Genomic DNA, 26,327 nt, shown 5'->3' with positions numbered 1-26,327 from the left:
AGGCCTGTAATGCCCTCTTCCACTTCCCAGGCGCTGTCGCCGGAATTCGATACCGCGCACTTTCGCCAGGCGCTTTCCCAGTTCGCCACCGGCGTCACCGTCATCACCACCCGCATGGACAACGGCGGTTTTATCGGCCTGACCGCCAGTTCATTCAACTCGGTGTCGCTGTCGCCGCCGCTGGTGCTCTGGAGCCTGTCGAACGAAGCCAGCACCCTGCCGGCCTTTACCGACAATTCCCATTACGTGATCAATGTGCTGTCAGCCAGCCAGGCGCATCTGGCCGAGCAGTTCGCCCGGCGCGGCGTGAACCGTTTCCAGGATGTGGAATTCACGCTCTCGCGCACCGGCCTGCCCATCCTCAAGGGCGTCTCCGCCTGGTTCGAATGCCATAACCGCAGCCGCTATCCGGAAGGCGACCATGTGATCTTTGTCGGTGAAGTCGAGCAGTGCGACGTCGCGCCTCAGCCGGGACTGGTGTTTCATGGCGGACGGCTGATGGAGAGCGGCGGGCGCTGAACCGGCCACGCCATCGGCACGGCCTGCCCGCCCAGGGATTACAAACCTAGCGCGTCGAGCGTGTTTTCCGCGCCGTGGGCCGCGCGGCGCAGCCTGTCGTTGATACCCAGCCAGGCGATGTCCTGCGGCGGCCGCTGCACCAGGATCACGTCGGCGCCGACGTTGTCCATGCTTCGCAGCGCGGCATACAGGCCCTGGGCATAGCCGTCGGGCTCTGCCGGCAACACAATGGCGGAACCCGCAGGCGTCGCCGCAGTTCCCGGTTCAGTCAGAATCAGGGCGGCCCGCTTGCCCGCCGCCTTCATCCCGTCCAGCAGCGCCGGCAATGCCGCGCCCTCTACCAGCACCACCGGCGTGCGGGGCGCATAGTGGGACGCCAGCGCGCCCGATACCCGCGGCGCATCGGCGCCGCCCAGGCCGGGCCATTGCCCGATCACCGCTGCAATCTGTTCCGCGCTGATCTGTCCGGGCCGCAGCAATGCCGGCCCATGGCTGTCCATGCGGGACAGGTCAACGATGGTCGATTCAATGCCCACCTGGCTGGCGCCGCCATCCAGCACCATGGCCAGCGGCGAGTCCGGCCCGGCGCCGAATTCATCCTGCACATGCTGCGCCGTGGTCGGGCTGACATGGCCGAAGCGGTTGGCCGACGGCGCCGCCAGGCCGCCTTCGCCATGGCGGAAAGCCTTCAGCAGCGCCTGCGCCACCGGATGCGACGGGCAGCGCAGGCCGACGCTGTCCTGGCCGCCGGCCACCGCCGCCGGCACATGGGCAGCGCGTTTCAGGATCAGGGTCAGCGGGCCGGGCCAGAAGGCGGCGATCAGCTTGTGCGCCGCGTCCGGAATCTCGCGCGCCCAGCGGCCGATATCGGCGCCTGGCGCCAGGTGCACGATCACCGGATGATTGGAAGGCCGGCCCTTGGCGGCGTAGATGGCGGCAATCGCCGCCGGGTTTTCCGCGTCGGCGCCCAGCCCATACACGGTTTCGGTCGGAAACGCGACCAGGCGGCCGGCTTCCAGCGCGCCGGCGGCCTCGGCCAGCGCCGCCTGGTCGGGCTGGCGGATGGTCATGCGTCTATCCGCAGGATGGCGCAGGCGGCGCGGAACTGCCGCTGCGCCTCTTCCAGCGTCGGCGCGACGAAGGTGACATGGCCCATCTTGCGGCCCGGCCTTGCCTCTTCCTTGCCGTACAGGTGCAGATTGGCGCCCGGCAGCGCCAGCACCCGGTCCCAGGCCGGCTCGCAGGCGCTGTCGCCATCGAACCAGATGTCGCCCAGGATATTGAGCATCACCGCCGGCGAATGCTGGCGCACGTCGCCCAGCGGCAGCCGCGCCATGGCCCGCACCTGCTGCGCAAACTGGCTGGTGACGCAGGCGTCGATCGTGTAGTGGCCGCTGTTGTGCGGCCGCGGCGCCATTTCATTGACCACCAGCGAACCGTCCTGCAGCACGAAGAATTCGATGCACAGCACGCCGACGTAGTCGAGCCGGTCGATGATGGCCAGCGCCGCCGCCTGCGCCTGGGCGGCGCGCTCGGCGGACACGTTCGGGCCGGGCACCGTGGTGGAAAACAGGATGCCGTCGCGATGCACGTTCTCGGCGATCGGATAGACCACCGAACCGCCATCGGCGCCGCGCGCTGCCAGCACCGAGACTTCATAGGCCAGCGGCAGCATCTTTTCCAGCACGCAGGACACGCCGCCCATGCCGGCGAAGGCGGCGCGCGCCTCCTCGCGGCTGGCCACGCGCACCTGGCCCTTGCCGTCGTAGCCCATGCGCACGGTTTTCAGGATGCCGGGCAGCAGCGTGTCGGCAATCGCATCGACATCGGCATCGCTGCTGATGAACTGGTGCGGCGCCGGCAGCACGCCGGACAGCGCGGCGCATTCGGTGAAGAAGCGCTTCTCGGCCATCCGGTCCTGGGCTACCGAGACGCAGGCGGCGGACGGCGCGACAAAGGTGGTCTGCGCAAGAAGGGCCAGGCTGTCGGCCGGCACATTCTCGAATTCGGTGGTGACCGCGCTGCACTGCTCGGCCAGTTCGGCCAGCGTGGCGGCATCGTCGTAGGCGGCCGACAGCAGGTGGTCGGCGGCATGGCCGGCCGGGCATTGCGGCGCCGGTTCCAGCACCGCGACCTTGTAGCCCATGGCCTGGGCGGCATGGGCGAACATGCGGCCGAGCTGGCCGCCGCCCATCACGCCCAGCCAGGTGGCCGGATCGGCGGACGGATTGGCCGGGGCAGTCAGGGATGGCTTGTTCATGTCGGCAGCGTCATGTCGAGCGCGGCCTGGGTCTGCCGCTCGCGGAAGGCCAACAGCTTGGCCGCCAGCGCTTCGTCGGTGGCGGCCAGCATGGCCACGGCGGTCAGCGCCGCATTGGCCGCGCCGGCCTCGCCGATGGCGAAGGTCGACACCGGCACGCCCTTGGGCATCTGCACGATGGACAGCAGCGAGTCCTCGCCGCGCAGATACTTCGACGGCACCGGCACGCCCAGCACCGGCACGATGGTCTTGGCCGCGATCATGCCCGGCAGGTGGGCGGCGCCGCCGGCGCCGGCGATGATGGCGCGCAGACCGCGCGAGCGGGCCGCCTCGGCATAGGCGAACATCTGGTCCGGCATGCGGTGCGCGGAAATCACCTGCGCCTCGTGCGGCACGCCGAATTCCTTCAACATGGCCACCGCATGCTGCATCACGTCCCAGTCGGAGGAAGAACCCATCACCACGCCGACCAGCGGCGCGGCATTTGCGATATCAGCACTCATCTGGGCTCTCCGTCAGTCCTTGAGTTTTTCGCCGGTCAGGCGCTCCAGCGCCTCGCGGTACTTGGCGCCGGTCCTGTCGATCACGTCGGCCGGCAGGTGCGGCGCCGGCGCGGTCTTGTTCCAGCCGGAGACGGTTTCCAGGTAGTCGCGCACGAACTGCTTGTCGAAGGACGGCGGCGAGCTGCCCGGCTCATAGGAGTCGGCCGGCCAGAAGCGGGAGGAATCGGCGGTCAGGACTTCGTCCATCAGGTGCAGCACGCCGTCGTCGTCCAGGCCGAATTCGAACTTGGTGTCGGCGATGATGATGCCGCGGGTGGCGGCGTAGTTGGCCGCGGTCTGGTACAGGCGGATGCTGATGTCGCGCATCTGGCGCGCCAGCTTGCCGCCGATGCGGCGCTCCATCTCGGCGAAGCTGATGTTTTCGTCATGCTCGCCGAGGTCGGCCTTGGCGGCCGGCGTGAAGATCGGCTGCGGCAGCTTGTCGGCCTGGCGCAGGCCGGGTGGCAGCGAAATGCCGCAGACGGCGCCGTTGGCCAGGTAATCCTTCCAGCCGGAACCGATGATGTAGCCGCGCACCACTGCCTCGACCAGGATGGGCTTCAATTTCTTGGCCACCACCGCGCGGCCGCGGACCTGCTCGACCTCCTCCGGCGCCACCACCGATTCCGGGGCGATGCCGGTCAGGTGGTTGGGCACGATGTCCTTCAACTTCTCGAACCAGAAATCCGACATCTGGTTCAGCACCCGGCCCTTGCCCGGGATCGGCTCCTGCATCACTACGTCGAAGGCCGACAGGCGGTCGCTGGTGACGATGAGGATCTTGTCGTCGCCGACAGCGTAATTGTCGCGGACCTTGCCGCGGCCAAGCAGCGGCAGCGAAGCGATGCTGGATTGGTAAAGACTGGAGGTCATGGGAAATCTCTGGAATAGCGCGCCGGCGGCTGCTGCCGCCAACGCTATGCACTACAAAGGGAGAATCCGCGTGCGGGAGGCACGCGGATTTTTTCAAAGGAGGGAGTTTACTGCACGATCTGGGAAAGTTCGCCTTTTTTGTAGCGCTCAGCCATTTTTTCCAACGAAACCGGCTTGATTTTCGCCGCCTGGCCTTCGCAGCCGAACGACAGGTAGCGCGCCTTGACGACCTTCATCGCGGCTTCGCGGGCCGGCTTCAGGTAGTCGCGCGGGTCGAACTTGGAAGGATTCTCGGACAGGTAGCGGCGGATCGCGCCCGTCATCGCCAGGCGGATATCGGTGTCGATGTTGATCTTGCGTACGCCGTGCTTGATGCCTTCCTGGATTTCCTCGACCGGCACGCCATAGGTTTCCTTCATGTCGCCGCCGAATTCGCGGATCTCGGCCAGCAGTTCCTGCGGCACCGACGACGAGCCGTGCATCACCAGGTGGGTGTTGGGGATGCGGGCGTGGATTTCCTTGATGCGCTCGATGGCCAGGATGTCGCCGGTCGGCTTGCGCGAGAACTTGTAGGCGCCGTGCGAGGTGCCGATCGCGATGGCCAGCGCGTCGCACTGGGTCTGGCGCACGAAGTCGGCGGCCTGGCCGACGTCGGTCAGCAGCTGTTCGCGGGTCATGGTGCCTTCGGCGCCGTGGCCGTCTTCCTTGTCGCCCTTCATGGTTTCCAGCGAGCCGAGCACGCCCAGCTCCGCTTCCACCGTGACGCCGATGGCGTGCGAGAACTCGACCACCTTGCGCGACACCTCGACGTTGTACTCATAGCTGGCGACCGACTTGCCGTCTTCCATCAGCGAGCCGTCCATCATCACCGAGGTGAAGCCGGACTTGATGGCGGCCATGCAGACCGCCGGCGACTGGCCGTGGTCCTGGTGCATCACCACCGGGATATGCGGATAGGCCTCGACCGCGGCCGAGATCAGGTGGCGCAGGAAGGCTTCGCCGGCATATTTGCGGGCGCCGGCCGAGGCCTGCATGATCACCGGCGCGCCGACTTCATCGGCGGCGGCCATGATGGCGCTGACCTGCTCGAGGTTGTTGACGTTGAAGGCGGGCAGACCGTAGCCGTTTTCGGCGGCGTGGTCCAGCAATTGACGCATGGATACGAGAGGCATGTGGATTCTCCTGGTATAAAAATTTAGTAGTCGCCGATTTTCATGATGTTGAGCGCGTTCGTACCGCCAACCTGTCCCATGGGCTCGCCCCAGGTGATGACGATCATGTCACCACGCTGGACGACGCCCTTGGCCAGCAACAAGTCCTGCGCCATTTTCAGCACCGCCTCGCGGTCGGTGGAATGGGCCAGCGCCATGGTGGTGACGTTGCGGTACAGCACCGCCTTGCGCTGGGTGGCCAGGCTGGGCGTCATCGCGTAGATCGGCACGTCGATATTGTGGCGGCTCATCCAGAGCGCGGTGGAACCCGACTCGGTCAGCGCCACGATGGCCTTGACCCGCAGGTGGTAGGCGGTAAACAGCGCGCCGTAGGCGATCGACTGGTCGATGCGGCTGAAGGTCACGTTGAGGAAGTCGGCGTCGAGGCGGAAGTCTTCCGAGTGCTCGGCCTCGATGCAGATCGCGGCCATCGCCTCCACGGTTTCCACCGGATAGCGGCCGGCGGCGGTCTCGGCCGAGGTCATCACCGCATCGGTGCCGTCCAGCACCGCGTTGGCCACGTCGGAGACTTCGGCGCGGGTCGGCACCGGGTTCTGGACCATCGATTCCATCATCTGGGTGGCGGTGATGGCCAGCTTGTTGGAGGTGCGCGCCATGCGGATCATGCGCTTCTGCAGCGCCGGCACCGCGGCATTGCCCACTTCCACCGCCAGGTCGCCGCGGGCGACCATGATGCCGTCGGACGCATCCAGGATTTCCTGCAGCGCCGGAATGGCTTCGGCGCGCTCGATCTTGGCGATCATCTGCGGCTTGTGGGTGAATTCCTCGCCGGCGATGTTGGCCAGCTGGCGCGCCATGATCATGTCGGTGGCGCTCTTGGGGAAGGACACGGCGATGTAGTCGGCCTGGAAGCGCATCGCGGTCTTGATGTCCTCCATGTCCTTGGAGGTCAGCGCCGCCGCGGTCAGCCCGCCGCCCTGGCGGTTGATGCCCTTGTTGTTGGACAGCTCGCCGCCGGTGCGCACCGTGGTGTGGACCTGGGTGCCGCTGACGCGGTCGACCACCAGCACGATCAGGCCGTCGTTCAGGAGCAGCACGTCGCCGGCGCGCACGTCGCGCGGCAGGTCCTTGTAGTCCAGGCCGACCTGCTGCTGGTTGCCCAGCTCGCAGGCGGCGTCGAGGATGAATTTCTCGCCGCGCACCAGGGTGACCTTGCCGTTCTCGAACTTGCCGACCCGGATCTTCGGACCCTGCAGGTCGGCCATGATGGCCACTTCCCGGCCGAGGTCGGCGGCGATGCGGCGCACCAGCGCGGCCCGCTCGATATGGTCCTCGCCCTTGCCATGCGAGAAGTTCAGGCGCACGACATCGACGCCGGCATGGATCATCCGGGTCAGGGTTTCCGGGTCGCTGGAAGCGGGTCCGATGGTGGCGACGATCTTGGTGGCTCTTTGCATCTTGCCTTCCTGGGTTGGAACGACCGGGCGCGCGGCCTGCGCCGGCTGGCGCGGCCGCCGGCGGCCGAATGCGGGGGCGGTGCTCAAGACTTGTCTGCAGCCCGCTGCTGCAGGATGTCGACCGCGGGCAAGGTCTTGCCTTCCAGGAACTCCAGGAAGGCGCCGCCGCCGGTCGAAATATAACCTATCTTTTCGGCAATATCGTATTTGGCAATGGCGGCCAGGGTGTCGCCGCCGCCGGCGATCGAAAATGCCTTGGAGTTGGCAATCGCCATCGCCAGGGTTTTGGTGCCTTCGCCGAACTGGTCGAACTCGAACACGCCTACCGGGCCGTTCCAGACCACCGTGCCGGCGCTGGCGATCTGCTTGGCCAGCATTTCGGCGGTTTTCGGGCCGATGTCCAGGATCATGTCGTCGTCGGCCACGTCGGCCACGTCCTTGACGGTGGCGGCGGCGGTGGCGGCGAATTCCTTGGCGCAGACCACGTCCACCGGGATCGGCACCGAGGCGCCGCGCTGCGACATCATCGCGATGATGTCTTTCGCGCCGTCGACCAGGTCGGGCTCGGCCAGCGACTTGCCGATTTTCAGGCCGGCGGCCAGCATGAAGGTGTTGGCGATGCCGCCGCCGACGATCAGGTTGTCGACCTTCTCGGCCAGGGTTTTCAGGATGGTCAGCTTGGTCGAGACCTTGGAGCCGGCGACGATGGCTACCAGCGGACGGGCCGGCTGATGCAGCGCGCGGCCGAGCGCGTCGAGTTCGGCGGTCAGCAGCGGACCGGCGCAGGCGACGGGCGCATATTTGGCGATGCCGTGGGTGGTGGCTTCGGCGCGGTGGGCGGTGCCGAACGCGTCATTGACATACACGTCGCAGAGCCGTGCCATCTTCTGCGCGAGCTCGTCGCTGTTCTTCTTTTCGCCCGGATTGACCCGGCAGTTTTCCAGCAGCACCACTTGGCCCGGCGCGACATCGACGCCATCGACCCAGTTCTGCTTCAGTTCCACCTTCTGGCCCAGCAGCGCGGACAGGCGCTCGGCGATCGGCGCCAGCGTGTCTTCCGGCTTGAACGCGCCCTCGGTCGGTCGGCCCAGGTGGGAGGTCACCATCACCGCTGCGCCGGCATCGAGCGCCTGGCGGATCGCCGGCACCGAAGCCCGGATGCGGGTGTCTTCAGTGATGTTGCCGGCGTCATCCTGCGGCACGTTGAGATCGGCGCGGATGAACACGCGCTTGCCCTTGAGTTGACCCTGCTGTACCAGGTCGGCGAAACGGTTGAATTGCATGGCGGCAGTGATGATGAAATTGAAAGAGCCGTATTCTATACCAGCGCAACTGGGCGAAAAGCCGTTTTGGGCAAGCAATACGCGGGTTCTTTCTTGCCTTTCTGTTAAGAAGGTTTTCATACTGGTTGGGCTCTGCGGTGCGTACTTCGACCGGTTCCGGTTCCGGTTGCCGTTGCAGTTGCAGTTGCAGTTGCAGTTGCAGTTGCAGTTGCAGTTGCAGTTGCCGTTGCCGTTGCCGTTGCAGTTGCCGTTGCCGTTGCCGTTGCAGTTGCAGTTGCAGTTGCCGTTGCAGTTGCAGTTGCAGTTGCCGTTGCCGTTGCCGTTGCCGTTGCCGTTGCCGTTGCCGTTGCCGTTGCCGTTGCCGTTGCCGTTGCCGTTGCAGTTGCAGTTGCAGTTGCAGTTGCAGTTGCAGTTGCAGTTGCTTTTAAATCCCGTTGAGCGCGCCGTGACGTCGGTGCATGGAGCGGGAAAAGGTGCGGCGTCTGTCTGAGCCAAGCTTTGCTTGGCGAGTTTAGCCGCGCCCCGCTCCATGCATCGACGGCACGGGGACCCCGCGCAGCGGGGCGCGATCACCGGGTCGCCTTTTTTTGCCTACTTTTTTTGCTGGACTTTGTCCATTCAAGCGGCGTAACTGAGCGTATCAGTCAGGCGCAGAAACAAATCCGTCGGGATTTTTATCATGTCTGGTGGTTTTTCAGAGATCGCTAAATGATCGGCTTGCCACAGCCATCGCCGTACCATGGCAATGGTGTCGGAGAAGGTGGCGCACTCCTTGCGATACCAGGCTGCCTGACGAACCGTGATGACTTGTGATGTCAGCAGTTGACTTGCCAGCAACGTCACCACCGAGTACAGGCCCAGGATGGCGGGCGTAGCCCGGGCAATGGCGCGGTCAGACCATTGCCGCTGGGTTTGCACGCCCAGATGGGCACGTGCTTCTTCGAAGGTCACTTCGATCTGCCAGCGCTTGACGAACCAGTTCAGGATCTGCGGCGCACTGGCCTTCTGGTCGGTGCAGAGAAAGGCCTGGGTCTTGAGTTGCTTCATAGGGTCGCGTACCAGCACCCAGCGCAGGGGCACTGCCGGCGCGCCACCGTGGTACCACAGGGCGGTGCCGGTGGCCACGTCAAGCCGCTTGTGCGTGTGCCCGTACCAATAAGCCAGCGTGATGGCTTTCCATTGCGTATCTGCGGCATCCAGCACCTGCTGCAACTTCGGCAGTGCATGGCCGACGAGCCGTGGCCGCCCGCGCGTGCCGGGCACCCGCGCAGGCGCCGGTTCGTACAAGGCTGCATCGAGTCGCAGGCGCGTGACCATGGTCACGTCGCGCCGCACCGCGGCAAGCAGATGAAGCACCGAGAAGCTGTTGTCGGCCACAACCACGATGCGCCGATCGGGCAGCCAGCGATGCACCTGGCGCAGCATCTGACGGGCTCGGTCCGTCAGCGTGACCGGCTGGCGACGGCGGTTGGCGTAGTAGCGCGCCGAGGGCGTCAGAGCGCAACAGAAGGGCAAGGCCCAATGACGCTGTGCCCAGGGAATGGGCACCACCAGCATCAGGCAAAGCCATCGCAGGCCGCTGGTCTTGACGACATTGCTGTGGCTGGACCAGACCGGGTCGCGGTAGATGCCACGAGCGGCAATCCTGGCGCCGCGCCGGCGCTCGATGGTATCGTCCAGCGCCATGACCAGAGGGCCCAAGGGAGCGAAGGCGTCGATGAGTGCCATGAGCAAACGCCGGCTTGCCTGCAGGGTCGACCATGTGTTGCGATTGAGCACCCGATGGAAGCGTTGGAACTGTTGGTCTTCAGACAGGCCCATGACGCGCAGGATGGCCGTCACGGTGCGCGAACCCACAGCAAGGATGGCCCCCTTGATCAGGATCTGAACGGAGTGCCATACCCGCTTGGAAAACAGGGGACGGAATACTAAACTGCAATCGGTAAGCTCGGGGAACGATGGCATGATGCACCTCTCGTTGCGGAGTCGGTGCTTCATGGTAGAACTCTTCGGGCTTACCCGCTGTGGAAAAATGGACAAAGTCCAGTTTTTGGCGAAGCAAAAAAAGTAGGTCGCCTGCCGGGGCGAACTCCCGGCCTGGTCATGACGATAGTGAGGTGGTGTTGTTTCACCCGCCGTAAAGACGTCACTGCGAAGCAGCAGTTGCTTTTGAAGTTTGAAGTTTGAAGTTTCAATACGAACGTCAACGTCAACAACAACACCGACAGTGCTGCCCGGGCGTTGCCGGGTGACGCAATGCGGCTGCACTGTCGTGGAGACAAGCCGGGAGTCCGTCCCGGCGGCCGGGTCACTTTTTTGCTTCGCCAAAAAAGTAACCAAAAAAGGCGACCCGATGATCGCGCCCCCGCTGCGCGGGGGTCCCCGTGTCAGCGGTACCCAGAGCGGGGCGCGGCTAAACTCGCCAAGCAAAGCTTGGCTCAGACAGACGCCGCACCTTTTCCCGCTCCGGGCACCGCTGACACGGCGCGCTCAACGGGACTTCACTGCAACGGCAACTTCAAAAGCAGAAGCAACGGCAACTGCAACTGCAACTGCAACTGCAACTGCAACTGCAACTGCAACTGCAACTGCAACTGCAACTGCAACTTCGTGCTTGCATGCTAAAAACTGGATGCAACCTACCCGGTTGCGGCTTCCCCTGAAGTCAGAGCATCCGTATCGCGGTAAACAACACCATGCCCACCACGATGGTGCCCAGCAGGTGGCGGGTGGCGAGGAAGAACAGGGTCGCGCCGGCGCCCGCCAGCAGGCGCGGATTGGTCCAGTCGATCGCCGTGACGGCGCCGCCGCCGTTGAGCACGAGGTCGGGCAGCACGATGGCGGCCAGCGCCGCCGCCGGCGCATAGCGCAGCGCCTGCTGCAGGCGGGCCGGCATGCGGGTCGAGGCCAGCATGAAGAAGGAGGAGCGGGTCAGTACGGTGGCCAGCGCCAGCAGCGCGATGGTCAGCCAGATGTCGGCGGCGTTCATGCCTGCGCCTTTCTTTCCCTGAGCATGTCGATGGCCGACGCGGTCGCCATGCCGGCCAGCAGCGCCAGCAGCATGCCCAGCTTGTAGGGCAGGCCGTAGGCGGCCACGCCAACCGCGCCGGCGACGATCACGCCGCCCAGCGCGGCCGCGTTCACCACCAGCGGAATCATCACCGCCAGCAGCGCCAGCGTGCCTGCGAAGCCCACGCCCCAGGAAGCCGGCACCTGGCTGGCCAGCAGGATGCCGGCCACCGAGCCGGCCTGCCACGTGAGCCAGTTCGGATAGCACACGCCGGCGAAATAGCCCACCTTGCCGCTGGTGTGGGCGACGGTATAGGCCGGAAAGCGCTGCGGGAAGAATCCCATCATCAGGTCATTGTTGAGATAACCGTAGAACAGCCTCTGCCGCCAGGGCAGGTGCGCGAAATGCGGTCCCAGGCTGGCGGCGAAGATCACGAAGCGCAGGTTCACCACCAAGCCGGTCAGGAACACCAGTACGGCCGGCGCATTGGCGGCCATCAGCGGCAGCGCCGCCAGCTGGGCCGAGCCGGCGAAGACGATGAAGGTCATGCCCAGCGCCTGCCACAGCGTCAGCCCCGACTGCATCATTGCCATGCCGGCCACCACGCCCCAGGCGAAAATGCCGGGCATGGCGGGCGCGCTGGCGCGCACCGCCTCGCGGAAGGCGACCTTTTCCGGATCGTGCGGCGCCAGGGGGTCGGGCTGGGAGGGTGACGAGGGACTGCCTTGCATCTGCTTCATGGTGCTTGCGCCGGCGGCCGGGTCGGGCCGCCGCGCCTTTCGGGTTCAGGAATAGGTTGGAAAAATAAGTTACGGCGTATCACGTAGAGCGGAATACCCCGCAGGGGAATTCCGCCATGGTCGATCAAGGATCAAGTCGGGGTCAGGCTTGCGTTGTCGCTCCGTCCTCCGGCGCAGTGCCCTTCGGGCATTGCACCCTACCCTCCCTGCCCGGCGAGCAGCGCGGCATAGCGGTCGATGTCCACATTGCCGCCGCTGATCAGCACGCCGACACGCTTGCCCTTCAGCTGGTCCTTCATCGCGCGCGCCGCGGCAAAGCCGAGGCAGCCGGTCGGCTCGGTCACCAGCTTCATGCGCGAGGCGAAGAAGCGCATTGCCTCCACCAGTTCGGCGTCGCTGACGGTCAGGATGTCGTCGACGTCGCGCCGGATGATGGGAAAGGTCAGTTGGCCGAGGTGCTGGGTCTGGGCGCCGTCGGCGATGGTGCGCGGCGTGTCGATATGGACGATGGCGCCGCTGCGGAAGGACTGCTGGCCATCGTTGCCGGCTTCCGGCTCGACGCCGTAGAGCTGGCATTGCGGCGACAGCGCGCGGGTGGCGAGCGCCGAGCCGGACAGCAGGCCGCCGCCGCCGAGGCAGACGAAGAAGGCATCCAGCGGACCGACCTCCTCGAACAGTTCCTTGGCCGCGGTGCCCTGGCCGGCGATCACGTCGGCATGATCATAGGGCGGCACCAGGGTGTAGCCGTGGCGCTCGGCGAGGTCGCGCCCGATCTGCTCGCGGTCTTCGGTGTAGCGGTCATAGGTGACGACCTGCGCGCCATAGCCGCGGGTGGCGGCGATCTTCGACGCCGGCGCGTCCTGCGGCATCACGATGGTGGCCGGCATGCCCAAAAGCCTGGCCGACAGCGCGACCGCCTGCGCGTGGTTGCCCGAGGAAAAGGCCACGACGCCGGCGCGGCGCTGCGCCGCATCGAATTTCGCCAGCGCGTTGTAGGCGCCGCGAAACTTGAAGGCGCCCATGCGCTGCAGGTTTTCGCACTTGAAGAACAGTTGCGCGCCGGTTTCCTCGTCGGCGATGCGGGAAGTCAGCACCGGCGTGCGGTGCGCCTGGCCGGCAATGCGCGCCGCGGCGGCGACGACATCGTCATAGGTCGGAAGCATGATTTCACTCATTATTTTCGGTCGGAATGCCTGGGCTGGGATGCGGGTTTTCCGGCGTCGGCAACTGTTGGCCGCACAGGAGGAGGATTAACGTTTAGAAACAGATTGTTCCGACAGCATTTTACCGTCTAACTTTTTTACCTGCCTAATCCGTTAAAATCGCGTTTTGCCTAACAATCTGGAGAAGACAACATGTCCATGGCCGACCGCGACGGGAAAATCTGGAAGGATGGCGCACTGGTGGAATGGCGCGACGCCACCATCCATGTGCTGACACACACGCTGCACTACGGCATGGGCGTTTTCGAAGGCGTGCGCGCCTACCAGACGCCGGAAGGCACCGCGATCTTCCGCCTGAAGGAACACACCCAGCGCCTGTTCAACTCGGCCAAGATCTTCCAGATGGACATTCCCTACGACATGGAAACCATCATGGCCGCGCAGAAGGAAGTCGTGCGCGCCAATAAGCTCGAATCCTGCTACCTGCGCCCGCTGGTCTGGATCGGCTCGGAAAAGATGGGCGTGTCGGCCCGCGGCAACACCATCCACGTGGCGATCGCCGCCTGGCCCTGGGGCGCCTACCTCGGCGAGGAAGGCATCACCAAGGGCATCCGGGTCAAGACCTCCTCCTTCTCGCGCCACCATGTGAACGTGTCGCTGGTGCGGGCCAAGGCCTGCGGCTATTACATCAACTCGATCCTGGCCAACCAGGAAGCGCTGGCCGACGGCTACGACGAGGCGCTGCTGCTCGACACCGACGGCTATGTGTCCGAAGGCTCGGGCGAGAACGTGTTCGTGATCCGCAACGGCAAGCTCTACACGCCCGACCTGGCTTCCTGCCTGGACGGCATCACCCGCGACGCGGTGCTGACGATGGCGCGCGACATCGGCATCGAAGTCATTGAAAAACGCATCACCCGTGACGAAATGTACTGCTGCGACGAAGCCTTCTTCACCGGCACCGCGGCCGAGATCACGCCGATCCGCGAACTCGACAACCGCCAGATCGGCGCCGGCCATCGCGGCCCCATCACCGAGAAGCTGCAGTCGCTGTTCTTCGACGTGGTGGCCGGCCGCGCGCCGCAGTACCGGCACTGGCTGACCCTGGTTTAAACAAAACGGAAAACATGCAATGAACGAATCGCATCAACAAATGAGTTACGTCGAACTGGATGGACCGGACCTGCCGGCCTTCTGCCCCAACCCGTCCATGCCGATCTGGTCGTCCCACCCGCGGGTGTTCATCGACCTGGGCAACAAGGGCGAAGGCAAATGCCCTTACTGCGGCACGGTCTATCGCTTGAAGCCCGGCGCGGTGCATCACGGCCACTGAGGCATCGATGCCCAAGACCAACAAGAGCATGGGCACGGCGGTGGACGCGGAAGCCGCGTTCTACGACGCCATTGCCCGCGCCGACATCCAGGCGCTGATGGCGCTATGGGCCGACGATGACGAGATCGTCTGCGTGCATCCGGGCGGCGGCCGGCTGATCGGCCATGCCGCCATCCGCGCTTCCTGGGAAGCGGTGTTCGAGCGCGGCGCGGTGCACATCAGCGTGTCCCGCCTGCATGAAACCCACAACATGCTGACCGCGGTGCACAGCATCGTCGAGGAAATCCACCGCAGCGAAGGCCGCCAGCCGGACTTGCACATCATCGCCACCAACGTCTTCCTGAAAACGCCGCAGGGCTGGCGCATCGTGATCCACCATGCGTCGGTCGCGCCCGGTCCGGCGCCGTCGCACCAGCCGCCCGGCACCGTACTGCACTGATGGCGGCAATGGATTACCGCGCGCCACGCTGGCTGCCCGGCGGCCACCTGCAGACCATCTACCCGGCCACCATGATCGCCAAGCCGGTTGTTTCGATGCGGCGCGAACGCTGGGATGCGCCGGACGGCGACTTCATCGACGTCGACTTCCTCGACGGCCAGCCCGGCAAGCCGCTGGTGGTGCTGTTCCACGGGCTGGAAGGCTCGTCCGACAGCCACTATGCGCGCGAGCTGATGGCCTATGCGGCCGAACTCGGCTGGTCGGGCGCGATTCCGCATTTCCGCGGCTGCTCGGGCGAACTGAACCGGGGGCCGCGCTTCTACCATTCCGGCGACGCCGGCGAACTGGACTGGATCCTGCGCCGCCTGAAGGACACGCCCGCGACGCTTGCCGCCGGCCGGCTGTATGCGGTCGGCGTGTCGCTCGGCGGCAATGCGCTGCTGCGCTGGCTGGGCGAATCGCAGCAGGCGGCGGGCTTTGTCGACGCCGCCTGCGCGGTGTCGGCGCCGCTCGACCTGGCCGGCGGCGGCGCGGCGCTGTCGTCGGGGCTGAACATGATCTACACCCGGGTATTCCTGCAGACCTTGAAGCCCAAGTGCCTGCAGAAGCTGGACCAGTTTCCCGGCCTGTTCGACCGCGCCCGGATGCTGGCCGCGCGCAACCTGTATGAATTCGACAATGTTGTCACTGCGCCGCTGCACGGCTACCGCGACACCGACGACTACTGGCACCGCGCCAGCGCGCGCCATGTGCTGAACGACATCACGGTGCGCACCCTGGTGCTCAATGCCCAGAACGACCCCTTCCTGCCGGCCCGCCACCTGCCGCAGCAGGCTTCGCCCGCGGTCAGGCTGGAATATCCGCGCGAAGGCGGGCACGTGGGTTTCGCCACGGGCGCCGCGCCCGGCGCCAACAGCTGGCTGCCGCGCCGCATCGTGCGCTTTCTCGAAGGTGACGACGCGCAAGCCGGCTAACAGCGGCCGGCGCTAGTATGACGTCATCGTTTCCGATCATGAAAGAGAGCAGCCATCATGGATGAAGTCGTCAAGCAGGCCATGGCCAAGTGGCCCAACGTTCCCCATTGCTACGGCTGGCTGGCGCTGGATGCGCGAGGCGGCTGGCGCATGCGCGACGAGGCGGCGCAGCAGGCCGGCCGCGCCGGCGACCGCATCGCCAATGCCGCCCTGCTGAACTTCATCAACCGCAACTATGCGCATGACGAGGAAGGCCGCTGGTATTTCCAGAACGGGCCGCAGCGGGTGTACGTGGACCTGGAAGCAACGCCCTACATCGCCCGCACCGACCCGGCGCAGGGCTTCCTGCTGCAGACCGGCGAGGCGCTGGCCGGAATCGACCAGGCTTACATGACCGAGCGCGGCCAGCTGATCCTGCAAGGCGGCGACAAGGTGGCGCTGCTGGACGACCGCGACCTGGCCCAGTGCACCGGCGCGCTGTCCATCGATGGCGCGCCGGCTTCGGACGACAGGCTGATGAGTTGGCTGACCGAAGCCGCGCCGGCCGCCATGGCGATGCGGCACCAGGGCCGCGAACTGCCGGTACAGCGCATCGACAGCGGTGCGCTGGCGCAGCGCTTCGGCTTCGTGCCGCAGCCGCGCGGCTGACGCGCAGCAAAAGCAACGTCAGGGCTTGCGCGCGTCCTTGCTTTCCTTCAGCTCCTCGCGCCGCCGTTCCTGGAACTCCCGCTCCCGCGCATCGATGATGGACTGGTCGTAGAACGAGGCGTCGGAGGCGCGCCGCGCGATCTGCAGCTGGTCCAGCGCCGCCGGCAGCGCGCCCTTCAACGCATAGGACTCGGCCAGCGCCAGATGCTGCAGCGCCTGCCTGCCCTGCGCGGAATAAGCCCTGGCCAGGTGATCCTGTACCTCGATGTCCGAACGGTAGAGCTGCGCCTGGTCGCGCAGGAAGCTTACCGCGTCATCGTTGCGGCCGGAGGCGATCAGGGCGTCGGCATACTGCATCGCGAAGCCGCGCGAAACCGGGAAGGCCGAACGCGCCGCCTGCGCCTGCTTCAGCGCTTCGGCCGGCTGGCCGGCCGCCATCCTGGCCTCGATCTCCAGCGCCAGGATAGGTGCGCTTTCCTTCAGCGCCGCGGTCCTGGCCTCCTCCACCAGCGCCAGCGCCTTCTTCGGATCGTCCTGGCGCAGCGCAATCATTGCCAGGCCGTATTTCGCGGCCGCGGTCTGCACCCGGCTCTTCAGCAGCAGCTGGTTCTCGAAGGTCACCGTGCTGTCGCGCAGGCCCTGGGACGACAGGTCCTGCAGCACCCTTACACGGGCCCGGATCAGCTGGAACTCGATGCTGTCGGCGCGCTGCTTGTAGCGCTGGTCGCGGATGCGGGACTGGATGTCGGCGATCCGCTCGGTGGTCAGCGGATGCGACTGCAGGTAGGCCGGCGCGCCGTCGCCGTAGTTGCGGCTGGCGTTCTGCAGCCGGCCGAAGAATGCCACCATGCCCGAGGTGTCGAAGCCGCCCTCGCCCAGGATCTGCAGGCCGACGCGGTCGGCCTCGCGCTCGGCGTCGCGGCTGAAATTGAGCTGGCGCTGGATCGCATAGCCCTGCCCGCCCATCATCGACGCCATCGCCAGGTCGGGGCTCTTGCTGGCCGCCAGCGCGCCCAGCACCATGGCCGCCAGCGGCACCAGCATGTCCTGCTTCTGGTTGCCCAGCATGCGGGCGATATGCCGCTGCGACACATGGCCGATCTCGTGCGCCAGCACCGAAGCCAGTTCCGACTCGCTCTGCGCGGCCAGCAGCAGCCCCGAATGCACGCCGATGAAGCCGCCGGGCAGCGCGAAGGCATTCAGGGAGGGATCGCGCACCGGGAAGAAGAAAAAGTCGTAGCCGGCCTCGCCGCGCACTTCCGGCCGCGCCGCCACCAGGCCGTTGCCGAAACCGTTCAGGTATTCCAGCGTCGGCGCGTCGTTCAGGTAGTCGCGGTCGCGGCGGATGTCGCGCATGATCTGCTCGCCCAGCTTGCGCTCCATGATGGGCGACAGATCCTCGCGCTCGCTGCCGCCGAGATTGGGCAGGTTCTGCGCTGCAGCCGGCGCCAGCAGCGACTGGGCGGAAATCAGGAAAGCCGCGGCAAGGGCCGAGATGCGTAGTCGAATGGACATGAATGGTCGGGATTTGGGGAACAATGCACGGTGCTATGATACCCCCCGCCCGGCAACGTTCAACCACCCCACTCTCCCAAGCATTCCATCACCATGAGCCACGACCAAGAAGCAGCCGCCAACGCCCTCACCCATTTCGACGCCGCCGGCCAGGCCCACATGGTCGACGTCGGCGCCAAGGCCGACACCCGCCGCATCGCGCTCGCCTCCGGCGTGATCAGGATGCGCCCGGAAACCCTGGCGCAGATCCTGTCGGGCACCGCCAAGAAAGGCGACGTGCTGGGTATCGCCCGCATCGCCGCCATCATGGCCGCGAAGAAAACCAGCGACCTGATCCCGCTCTGCCACCCGCTGGCGCTGACCCGCGTGACGGTCGACTTCGCGCCGGACGAAGGCCGCAACCAGGTGCTGTGCACTGCCCGGGTGGAAACCACCGGCAAGACCGGCGTGGAAATGGAAGCCCTGACCGCGGTGCAGGTGGGCCTCCTGACCATTTACGATATGTGCAAGGCCGTGGACAGAGGGATGGTGATGACGGATGTGAAGGTGCTGGAGAAACATGGCGGGAAGTCGGGGGACTGGGTGGCGCAGGGCTGATGCCTCCCTGTGCTGGCGGCCGGCTTCTGGCCGGCAGCTGCCAACGCCTTTAACGCTGCCGCTGTCTTCGGCATCGCTCGCCTCAGCGCCCAGGTCGCTGTCGGCGCTGCCTTCTTCCCCAGTGAACGTGGTCTGTGCGCCCAGCCCGCCGTGGTCCAGTTGTCGCCCCTGCTCGCTATCGCCATCGGCTTCGCCGCTGGACTCGCTCTCGCTTTCCCTTCCCTGGTTCGGGAGGACGAAGGCACGCCTGGGTTTACCCTGCACGGACGGGTCAAGTCCGCTCGCGGCCCGCGCTACCAGGCTTGGTCCGCTGGAGACGGGCGGCGGGTTCTGGCGGTTAGTCCGATCCGGCGGCTGAGACTGTTGCAGAACTGAGGTCTTTTGATTCGCCAAGCTGGTCAGCACAGGCACCCCGCTGAGGGCGGATGGATTGACGTGTGGATTGTCCAACGGTTAGCCGGTGGGGGTGAAGGAGCGGATCGCTGCATTGTTCGCAGCAGAGGAAGACGTCGCCATTTAATCGAGTATCCGACAAAGAACTACAAATTCAGGGGAGAGGCCGGGCGGGAATAGGCATGGAAAATTCAAACGCCTGAAGCCAAATATCCGGTATTGCCTTTGTCCCGGCAAACAGTGCAGTAGCTTGCTTGGCCAATACGTTGCCAAATCCCTACCCGCCTGAGGCGGGCATTTCCAGGTTAAAACGGTAACGGTGGAAGTCGTGGAAGTCGTCGGACTCGAGTCTGACCTTCAAACACTGACCTTTAAAAAAGTTCACGGGCGGGTTCAGGCAAACGAGGATAGGCGCCCACCGTTTGGCATTCATCAGGAAGCCGCATGACCCCGCTGATCAACGCCGGTATCCTTTCGCAGGAAAGCGTTCCCTCGCCCGCCGCGATCCAGCGGGAAATTCCGCATACCAGGCATTCGCTGGCCACCGTGTTGCATGGCCGGGCGCAGCTGGACAGACGAGTTTTTGTCAGGCGCTCCAAATGCAAACCAAACCTGAGCTCACCTGGCTTATTCAGGACACCACGCACTTGTCGGAATCCTTGTTGCCCTGCCCCTTGCGACCGGAACTCTTTTGGTCGGCGTCCTTGCGGCTGGAATTCTTTGGGCTCAAACCGGTCCGGCCGACACTCTTGCGAGCAGAGCGTTTGTGGCCGGTGTCCCTGGCGCCGGCATCCTCATGATTGTGCTCCTGGTGGTCGTGCGCCCTGTGGTCGTGATCCTGTCGTGACTCCGGCATCGACTGGACATTGCGCCGGTACTTTTCGGCTGCGGGATCGGCGTGTTCGACTGCGATGTCCAGGGCTTTCCTGTAGTGTGCGAGCGCCTGCGCCCGGTCGCCCAACGCTTGATGCGTCTCGCCGATATCGTTGCAGGACGCAGCAATATCGGGGTGCCTGGCGCCAAGCTCTTCCTCACAAATTGAGAGCGCGATGCAAAGGTGTGCCAGCGCTTCCTGGTTCCTCCTCAAGGACTTGAGTGTATGGCCAATTTTGTGGTGGCAGGCGGCGCAATTGTTATGCCTGGCGCCAAACTCCTTTTCGCAAATTTCCAGCACCCGCTGGTAGGTCTCCATCGACTGCTGATACCGGCCAAGAGCATGGAGCAGATCGCCGACGAGCCAGTAGGCGTAGATGGTGTCGGGGTGCCGGGCGCCAAACACCTTCTTCTCGATATCCAGCCCCTGGATGGCGTTCGCCAGCGCTTGCTGATGATTTCCTTGATCCCGTAGCAGCAAGGCAATCAAGCCATAGCTCGCGGCGGTTTCGGCATGTTCAGGGCCGTACACCTTTTGCTGGACTGTCAATGCCTTGCGGTAGTACACCAGTGCCTGGTCGAACCGGCCCAGCTCCTTGAGCAGATTGCCCATGTTGGAGCAGGTGCGGGCGATATCGATATGCTCCATGCCGAGCACTTTTTCCTGGACAGGAATCGCGCTCTCGAAGTGTTTGACTGCTTGCTCAGGCTCGCCCATCTCCTGTAGCAGGCAAGCAAGGTTGTTATGGGACATGGCAGTGTCGATATGCTCGCTGCCCAAGGCCTTTTCGCGCAGCGTCAATGCCCTGCCGAGCGACTCTTTTGCCTGCTCATAATTGCCCAGCTTCAGATGCAGGAGGCCAATGTTGTTATGCGACCGGGCAGTATTGGAATGCTCGCTGCCGCAAACTTTTTCGTAAATCGCCAGCGCATCGCGGTAGTTCTCCATTGCCGCCTCATGCGCCCCCTGCGCCTTCAGCAGCGAGCCAATGTTGTTGTATGACATGGCGGTATTGGTATGCCAGGCGCCCAGCACATTCTTGCGAATGGCCAGCGCCTTGACGTGGAACTTCATTGCCTCGTCATGGCTGCCTTGCTTCATGAGCAGGACGGCGATGTTATTGTAGGCATCGGCGGTCGTGGCGTGCCAGACGCCGTATACCTTCTCACTAATGGCCAGGGTCTTGTCGTAGTATTTTCTCGCCTCGTCAAACCTGCCTTGATCATCCAGCAGCATGCCGATGAATTCGTAGGTGTTGGCGGTGTCGGTATGCTCCTCGCCGAGGACTTGTTCCTGGATCTCCCGCGCCTCTTGAAAGTGCCTCATTGCCTGATCATAGCTGCCTTGTGATCTCAGCCGGGCGCCAATATTGTAAAGCGAGTGTGCAGTGTCGGGATGCTGGCGGCCGAAAACCGTCTGGCGGATATCGAGCGCCTTGCGGTAATACTCCAGCGCCTGATCGTGCTTGTCTTGCTCTTGTAGCGATCTGGCGATGAGGCTGTATGACAGGGCAATGTCGGGATGCTCGCTGCCGAAAACCTTCAGACGGATAGCCAATGCCTTGCTGTGTTCCTCCAGCGCCTGCTCATGCTTGCCCAGAGATTGCTGCACAGAGCCAATGTTGCCGTAATAAGTGGCGGTGGTGGGATGGTCGACGCCGAATACCTGTTCCTGGATAGTCAACGCACTACGGAATTTTTCCAAAGCCTCCTCAGGCTTGCCTTGTTCCTGTAGCAGGTGTCCAATATTGTTATACGACACGGCGGTGTCGCTATGCTTATTGCCAAGACACTTCTCGCGAATCTTTAACGCCTTGTCATATTCCACCCTTGCCTCATCAAGTTTGCCTTGCTCCCTATAGAGGGAACCGATGTTGTTATAGATCGTGGCGCAAGAGATATGCTCGCTACCGAAAGCCTTCTCCTTGATCGCAAGCGCCTTCAGGTAATATTCCATTGCCTTCTGATGCATGCCTTTGTTCGAAAGCAGCAATCCAAAGTTAATGTATTTCGGGGCAATATCGGGATGGTCGCTGCCGCGAACCTTCGCGAGCGTAGCCAAGGCCCGCTCGAAGTACCCCGTCGCCTCGTCATACCTGCCTTGATCCGCTAGCAGGACGGCAATCCAATTGCACGAATCGGCGGTGTCGGGATGCTCGCTGCCGACCACTTTCTCTCGCAGTGTCAACGCTTCGTGGTGGTACGCCAGCGCCTGCTCAATCTTGCCTTGCGTCCCTAGCGACATGCCTATGTTGAAGTAAGCCTGGGCGGTATCGGCATGCTCCAGGCCGAACATCTTTTTGCAAATTGCCAGCAGGTGGAATTGCATATCCAACGCATCCCCATACATTTCGCGGTCTACCAGCACCCTTGATATCGCGACCAGCAATTTGGCCTCGGCAATTTGTTGCCTTGTCGTCGGCTCGGCCGCGCCCGGGGTTCCGGCCGCTCTTTGCGCCGCCATGGGCGCACGCATCATCAGCAGCGCTTCCGGCGCGGACTTCCTCATCCAGTTCGTCATCTCCTCCAGCGCCTCTAATGTGAGACGCTTTGCACCCTCCTCCAGCAAGCCCAATAATCCCTGCGCCAGGCAATATTCAAACACGGACTTGTGAATGAATTCCAGGGCGCCGGCGCGCGGCCGCAGCGGCAGGGCGGCAGCGAACTGCGTTGCCTTCTGCTGGCGCAGTCGCGTGTAGTCTTCTTCGGTCAGCACCATGCGCCGTGCCTGTTCTTTTCTCGCTTCGGGGCTCAAACCTTCCAGCCTGGTCTGGCGCTCCCGGTAGACCTGTTGCGCCTGTTCTTGCGCCAACGCTTCCAGAGCAGCCCAGGGTGAGCCGGTCTTGTGCCCGTCGGCCCGCGCAAGCATCGTGCCCTGACCTTCGGCTGCCAGCAGGGCCGTCTGGTTGGCAAAGGCCTGGAAGCTCGCCGGCAGCGTGGCATGACCCGATTGCAGTGTCTGTAGCACTTCGCCTTCCAGCAAGTTCTGGCGGGTATTGACCATGTGCTCGATGAAGCCTTCATAAATGTCCGGGCGGCTCAGTCCTTCCAGCGGTTTCCTGCTGACCGTTTCCCAGCTTTGCCACAGCAGATAAAGCACAAACGGATTGCGCAGCGCGGCGCGCAGGTCGGCTGATGCGCGCAGTTTGGCTTCATAGCCGCGATAGGTCGCTTCATCCCAAGCCAGATGCTGTTTCAGATAGGCCAGCAGCTGGCTGGTGTTGAAGGACAGATAGTGGCAGCTTTGCAGCCTGCTTTCGAAGGCAAAGCGTTCTTGCTGCTGGTCTTGCGGCACGGTGTCGGGGCGGCAGGTGACGATAAGCCTGGCGTCGGCTGGCAGCCCCAGGTGCAGGGCCAGATTGCCGGGGGCATTGTCATCGAAGCGGCATTCATCGTAGCCATCGACGAACACCAGCGGCGTGACTGCGCGGGACCGCAAGCTGTCGGAGCCAAGAATGTTGGTGCAGGCATTCTTCAGCCCGGCATAGGTCCAGGCCGACACATGGCTGCGGATGAAGACCGGGATGGTTTTCGGCTTCGGATGCTTGCCGGGATCGGCGAAATACAGCCACCACTGCTGCTGGATTCGATCGGCCAGAACGTAGGTGCTGAGCGTCTTGCCCAGGCCACCCTCGCCCAGCAGCAGCAACGCACCGCCGCCCGGCTCGGCCATGAAGTCCTCCAGCACCCCTTGCAGCATCCGCGGCGGATTGTGCATTTCGCCCTTGCCGCCATCCTGCTCGAACCGTTCCCAATACGCTTCGATCGAACCTTCGATGGGCTGCAGCGTGAACTGGCTGGGTACGTAATGCCGCGCATCCTCGCGCCTTGCATGCAGGGCCTGCTCCAGGTGCCAGGTCAGGCCCACCAGCGCATGCTCCGGATGCATGGCGGGGGCCATGTCCTGCAGTTGCTTGAGCACCTCGGCGATGCCGGCACGCTTTGCCGGGTCGGCATGCCAGCAGGCGCGGATAAGTTTGCGGAACAGGGGCGGGCAGTCGTCTGGCATGGGCATTCGTTCGCCCTTTTTGATGGCGCGGTACTCCGGGTCCTGCCTGGCCACGTCCTGCCACGGAGTGGGTCGGTCGCCGCGGCTGACCATCTGCCAGAACACGACCCCCAGCGCATAGATGTCGGTGGCCTTGCTGCTATGGCGGTTGCGGCCGGCGCCAACGTTTTCCGGCGCGATGAAGTCCATGTCCTGCAAGCCTTGATTGACCGCGTGTGCCTCGGTCGAGGCAAGCAGGGCATCGACCTGGGCCACGCCGAGATCGGCCAGCCTGGCGCGGCCGTACTGGTCGATCAGCACGTTCTCTGCTTTCAGATCACGGTGCAGCATGCCCTGGTTGTGCAGATACGCCAGCGCCTGGCTGATTTCCATCATCCATTGCCACAGGCGGGATACGGGAATCGGTCCGCCGTCGACGCCCTTGCGCAGCGCGCCCTGCAGGCTGCCGTTATGGCAGAACTCCAGAACCAGATAAGGCGCGCCCTCCTTATGGCAGATGCCGTGGAACTGGACCAGGTTGGGATGGTGGGTGGTGGCCAGACGGGCTACTTCCCATTCGAGTGCTTCGGCGACTTCCTCGGGACTGAGCTCCAGGCGCTGGCGGGCATGCTCGTAGTCGATCTTCTTCAGCGCCACGTCAATGTCGCCCCAGGTGCCCCGATACACCATGCCGAAGGCGCCGCTGGCGAGGAACTTGCCGATGACGATCTGACCGGGCGGGATCTGGTTGGCGCCGGTGAAGGCGGAGGATGCGGCAGCGCTTGATGCGGGCCGGTCATTTGTGGCGCTGGCCTGGGCACCCGGCTGGACCCTGGCGAGCAGATCGTCGATGTCGGCATCGCTGTCGGCGTCGCCATCGTCAGGGGTGGTATTGTCCTGCTGGACCGCGCCTTGGGTGGCGTGCCCTGTAAAGCACGGTGCGGCGCCGTTCTCCCCGGCATCGTCCCGCTCGCCGACGACAGAGTCGGCGCGACCGCTGTCATCGCCATCACTGTCCTTGTCGCCAAGCGAAGCCTGCTCGGCATCGCTGTCCTTGTCGCCCGGGTCGCTGTCGGCGCTGCCGCTGTCCTCCCTCTCACTTTTCGGTGGCGTGTCGCGCAAGGTGGATGCGTGCCTGGCTATGTATGGCGAGGATGAGGCAGCCGTGCCTGCGTTACCGGAAATCAGCACTGGCCGCGTGGTGTCCGGCAGCGGATATGGCCGGCCGGCTTCGGCGAGCGGCATGAACGGCTGCAGTTCCGATGGCGTCCGGGAAGCCAACGCCAGTGGCGGCCACTCACCGGGGCGCGCAGTCGGATCGGCGTCTACGTCGGCCAGCGGAAGGGAGGCACGCTGCATGGATATGCCTGCCGCGGAGGAAAAGGTGGCCATATGACGGCGTCTCCAGCAAAGGACTGCAGTTCAGGAAAGGTGCGACGCCCAGCCAGACTGCCGGGCTCGGGACGGCACGCGGCGCTCATGGCGGGCGTCAGCGCGAAGCCGCGTATGTGACTGCAGGTGAGCCTTGGTTGAATGACGTGGGGGGTACGGAGAAAAATTTCCGTATGGTGTGAGCACAAATAGACATATCTGCAGCAGCTGTGCTGTGACAGCGCCGCACGTGCGGAAAAGGAACAGAAATGGCAAGCCATCGGCAGCGACCGTGACCGCTGGATTTGCAGCGGCGCAGTCCATGCCCGGATGAGCCTGCGCGCATAGGGGGATGCGCAGTGCACATGGCCCGACTATCGCTAGCGGACCACGCGACAGGAAGCCGCCGGGCAGATCAGCCAGCGCGGCGATGCAGAAAGCGAGCCTGCCTTATAGTTCGAACCCGCCGCTCTGCCTCACCTCCCTCGACCCCTCCCCGCCCAGCATCGCCACCAGCTTCTTCGCCAGTTCCGGCTCTTCCGCCCGGCTGCATACCGCTGCCGTGTACACCGTTGCCAGCTCGAACTCCGTCGGCAGCGCGGCCACCAGCTGCACGCCGTCGGTGTAGAGAATTTCCGTCACCTGGGTGCATCCCAGAAGGCCCGGCTCGTCGCAGGCGGCCATCTGGGCCATGGCGGTAGCGCCGTTCGGGAATGGCCGCAGCGCCTTTTCCACATCGGCCAGGATGCCCAGCTGTTTCACCACATTGATGAAGTGGATGCCGGCAGTGGCCTTCTGCGGGTCGGGGAAATAAATACCCTTCGCCGCCAGCAGCGCGGCGCGCAGGCCGTCGGCGCTGGAAACATCCGGACGCGGCTGGCCGCGCTTGACCGCGACGCCGGTCTTCACGCGGCCCAGCGGCGCGGCGCTGCCGGGCATGACCCGGCCCGAGGCTTCCAGTTCGGCGATCAGCGCCTGGGTCAGGATCAGCACGTCGCAGGGCGCGCCGGTCAGCAGCTTTTCCTTCATCGCGCCGACCGCGCCGAAGGTGCCGGCGATGCCGGCCCCGGTCTCGCTGCGAAACGCTTCCTGCAATGCCTTGACCACGCCTTGCGCGGCGCCGCCGCTCAGAATATGCACATCCATCTTTTCTCCTTTGATTGTCTGTTCCCGCTGC

General features: G+C 64.5%; 22 protein-coding genes. 8 read left to right on the top strand and 14 right to left on the bottom strand.

Features of this window, described 5'->3' with window-relative positions; genetic code table 11:
• The first annotated feature begins 9 nt into the window (after nucleotides 1–9).
• Nucleotides 10–519 (top strand): flavin reductase family protein, encoded by a 510-nt coding sequence (locus ABC383_RS18735; RefSeq protein ID WP_413015891.1) that lies wholly within the window; start codon nucleotides 10–12, stop codon nucleotides 517–519.
• A 38-nt stretch (nucleotides 520–557) separates the two neighbouring features.
• Here ABC383_RS18735 and ABC383_RS18730 read toward each other — a convergent pair whose 3' ends face one another.
• The 7 genes from ABC383_RS18730 to ABC383_RS18700 form a co-directional block, all read right to left on the bottom strand.
• On the bottom strand, nucleotides 558–1,589 hold the full coding sequence (locus ABC383_RS18730) for an L-threonylcarbamoyladenylate synthase (RefSeq protein WP_413015889.1): 1,032 nt from the start codon (nucleotides 1,587–1,589) through the stop codon (nucleotides 558–560).
• Nucleotides 1,586–2,779: a 5-(carboxyamino)imidazole ribonucleotide synthase gene (locus tag ABC383_RS18725; protein ID WP_413015888.1), complete on the bottom strand. Its 1,194-nt coding sequence runs from the start codon at nucleotides 2,777–2,779 to the stop codon at nucleotides 1,586–1,588. Before ABC383_RS18725 ends, ABC383_RS18730 begins: the two co-directional genes overlap by 4 nt.
• Nucleotides 2,776–3,282 (bottom strand): 5-(carboxyamino)imidazole ribonucleotide mutase, encoded by a 507-nt coding sequence (gene purE / locus ABC383_RS18720; RefSeq protein ID WP_413015886.1) that lies wholly within the window; start codon nucleotides 3,280–3,282, stop codon nucleotides 2,776–2,778. Before purE ends, ABC383_RS18725 begins: the two co-directional genes overlap by 4 nt.
• A 12-nt stretch (nucleotides 3,283–3,294) precedes the next feature.
• On the bottom strand, nucleotides 3,295–4,194 hold the full coding sequence (locus tag ABC383_RS18715) for a phosphoribosylaminoimidazolesuccinocarboxamide synthase (protein WP_413015884.1): 900 nt from the start codon (nucleotides 4,192–4,194) through the stop codon (nucleotides 3,295–3,297).
• Between the two features lie 107 nt (nucleotides 4,195–4,301).
• On the bottom strand, nucleotides 4,302–5,366 hold the full coding sequence (gene fba, locus ABC383_RS18710) for a class II fructose-bisphosphate aldolase (RefSeq protein ID WP_194712758.1): 1,065 nt from the start codon (nucleotides 5,364–5,366) through the stop codon (nucleotides 4,302–4,304).
• A 23-nt stretch (nucleotides 5,367–5,389) separates the two neighbouring features.
• A complete protein-coding gene (pyk, locus tag ABC383_RS18705; protein WP_413016429.1) occupies nucleotides 5,390–6,823 on the bottom strand; it encodes a pyruvate kinase in 1,434 nt (477 codons plus the stop codon).
• Nucleotides 6,824–6,906: 83 nt separating this feature from the next.
• Nucleotides 6,907–8,106 carry a phosphoglycerate kinase gene (locus ABC383_RS18700; protein WP_413015883.1) on the bottom strand — a complete coding sequence of 400 codons (1,200 nt, stop codon included), beginning with the start codon at nucleotides 8,104–8,106 and terminating at the stop codon, nucleotides 6,907–6,909.
• Between ABC383_RS18700 and ABC383_RS18695 the strand changes: the two genes are divergently transcribed.
• On the top strand, nucleotides 8,105–8,596 hold the full coding sequence (locus ABC383_RS18695) for a hypothetical protein (protein WP_413015881.1): 492 nt from the start codon (nucleotides 8,105–8,107) through the stop codon (nucleotides 8,594–8,596). The genes ABC383_RS18700 and ABC383_RS18695 overlap by 2 nt on opposite strands.
• Before the next feature lie 128 nt (nucleotides 8,597–8,724).
• Here ABC383_RS18695 and ABC383_RS18690 read toward each other — a convergent pair whose 3' ends face one another.
• The 4 genes from ABC383_RS18690 to ABC383_RS18675 all read right to left on the bottom strand — a co-directional run bounded on the left by ABC383_RS18690 (nucleotide 8,725) and on the right by ABC383_RS18675 (nucleotide 13,031).
• Nucleotides 8,725–10,104, bottom strand: a complete 1,380-nt coding sequence (locus ABC383_RS18690) for an IS701 family transposase (protein ID WP_413012379.1) — start codon at nucleotides 10,102–10,104, stop codon at nucleotides 8,725–8,727.
• Nucleotides 10,105–10,771: 667 nt separating this feature from the next.
• A complete protein-coding gene (locus tag ABC383_RS18685; RefSeq protein ID WP_413015879.1) occupies nucleotides 10,772–11,095 on the bottom strand; it encodes an AzlD domain-containing protein in 324 nt (107 codons plus the stop codon).
• A complete protein-coding gene (locus ABC383_RS18680; RefSeq protein ID WP_413016427.1) occupies nucleotides 11,092–11,847 on the bottom strand; it encodes an AzlC family ABC transporter permease in 756 nt (251 codons plus the stop codon). Before ABC383_RS18680 ends, ABC383_RS18685 begins: the two co-directional genes overlap by 4 nt.
• 206 nt (nucleotides 11,848–12,053) lie before the next feature.
• Nucleotides 12,054–13,031, bottom strand: a complete 978-nt coding sequence (locus tag ABC383_RS18675; RefSeq protein WP_413015877.1) for a threo-3-hydroxy-L-aspartate ammonia-lyase — start codon at nucleotides 13,029–13,031, stop codon at nucleotides 12,054–12,056.
• Nucleotides 13,032–13,211: 180 nt separating this feature from the next.
• Between ABC383_RS18675 and ABC383_RS18670 the strand changes: the two genes are divergently transcribed.
• From ABC383_RS18670 to ABC383_RS18650, 5 genes are read left to right on the top strand one after another with little or no spacing between them, the layout of a single operon-like run.
• Nucleotides 13,212–14,132: a branched-chain amino acid transaminase gene (locus tag ABC383_RS18670; RefSeq protein WP_413015875.1), complete on the top strand. Its 921-nt coding sequence runs from the start codon at nucleotides 13,212–13,214 to the stop codon at nucleotides 14,130–14,132.
• Between the two features lie 19 nt (nucleotides 14,133–14,151).
• Nucleotides 14,152–14,352 carry a zinc-finger domain-containing protein gene (locus tag ABC383_RS18665; protein WP_413015874.1) on the top strand — a complete coding sequence of 67 codons (201 nt, stop codon included), beginning with the start codon at nucleotides 14,152–14,154 and terminating at the stop codon, nucleotides 14,350–14,352.
• A 7-nt stretch (nucleotides 14,353–14,359) separates the two neighbouring features.
• Nucleotides 14,360–14,791 carry a YybH family protein gene (locus tag ABC383_RS18660; protein ID WP_413015872.1) on the top strand — a complete coding sequence of 144 codons (432 nt, stop codon included), beginning with the start codon at nucleotides 14,360–14,362 and terminating at the stop codon, nucleotides 14,789–14,791.
• Between the two features lie 8 nt (nucleotides 14,792–14,799).
• Nucleotides 14,800–15,765, top strand: coding sequence for a YheT family hydrolase (locus ABC383_RS18655; protein ID WP_413015870.1), 966 nt, complete (start codon nucleotides 14,800–14,802; stop codon nucleotides 15,763–15,765).
• A gap of 57 nt (nucleotides 15,766–15,822) precedes the next feature.
• Entirely contained in the window at nucleotides 15,823–16,413 is a 591-nt protein-coding gene (locus ABC383_RS18650) for a DUF2946 family protein (RefSeq protein WP_413015868.1), read from the top strand.
• Between the two features lie 18 nt (nucleotides 16,414–16,431).
• Here the strand turns inward: ABC383_RS18650 and ABC383_RS18645 are convergent, their stop codons facing one another.
• Entirely contained in the window at nucleotides 16,432–17,928 is a 1,497-nt protein-coding gene (locus ABC383_RS18645) for a beta-barrel assembly-enhancing protease (RefSeq protein ID WP_413015866.1), read from the bottom strand.
• 93 nt (nucleotides 17,929–18,021) lie between these two features.
• Between ABC383_RS18645 and moaC the strand changes: the two genes are divergently transcribed.
• A complete protein-coding gene (moaC, locus tag ABC383_RS18640; RefSeq protein WP_413015864.1) occupies nucleotides 18,022–18,525 on the top strand; it encodes a cyclic pyranopterin monophosphate synthase MoaC in 504 nt (167 codons plus the stop codon).
• Nucleotides 18,526–19,549: 1,024 nt separating this feature from the next.
• Here moaC and ABC383_RS18635 read toward each other — a convergent pair.
• Nucleotides 19,550–25,171: a tetratricopeptide repeat protein gene (locus ABC383_RS18635; RefSeq protein WP_413015863.1), complete on the bottom strand. Its 5,622-nt coding sequence runs from the start codon at nucleotides 25,169–25,171 to the stop codon at nucleotides 19,550–19,552.
• Between the two features lie 429 nt (nucleotides 25,172–25,600).
• Nucleotides 25,601–26,296 (bottom strand): molybdate ABC transporter substrate-binding protein, encoded by a 696-nt coding sequence (locus ABC383_RS18630; RefSeq protein WP_413015861.1) that lies wholly within the window; start codon nucleotides 26,294–26,296, stop codon nucleotides 25,601–25,603.
• Nucleotides 26,297–26,327 lie beyond the last annotated feature (31 nt).

Origin of the sequence: Noviherbaspirillum phoenicis (assembly GCF_047237965.1) — a bacterium.
Classification (GTDB): Bacteria; Pseudomonadota; Gammaproteobacteria; order Burkholderiales; family Burkholderiaceae_D; genus Noviherbaspirillum_A.
Note: the sequence above shows the minus strand (reverse complement) of the source record. Positions and strands in the feature narration are given on the sequence as shown.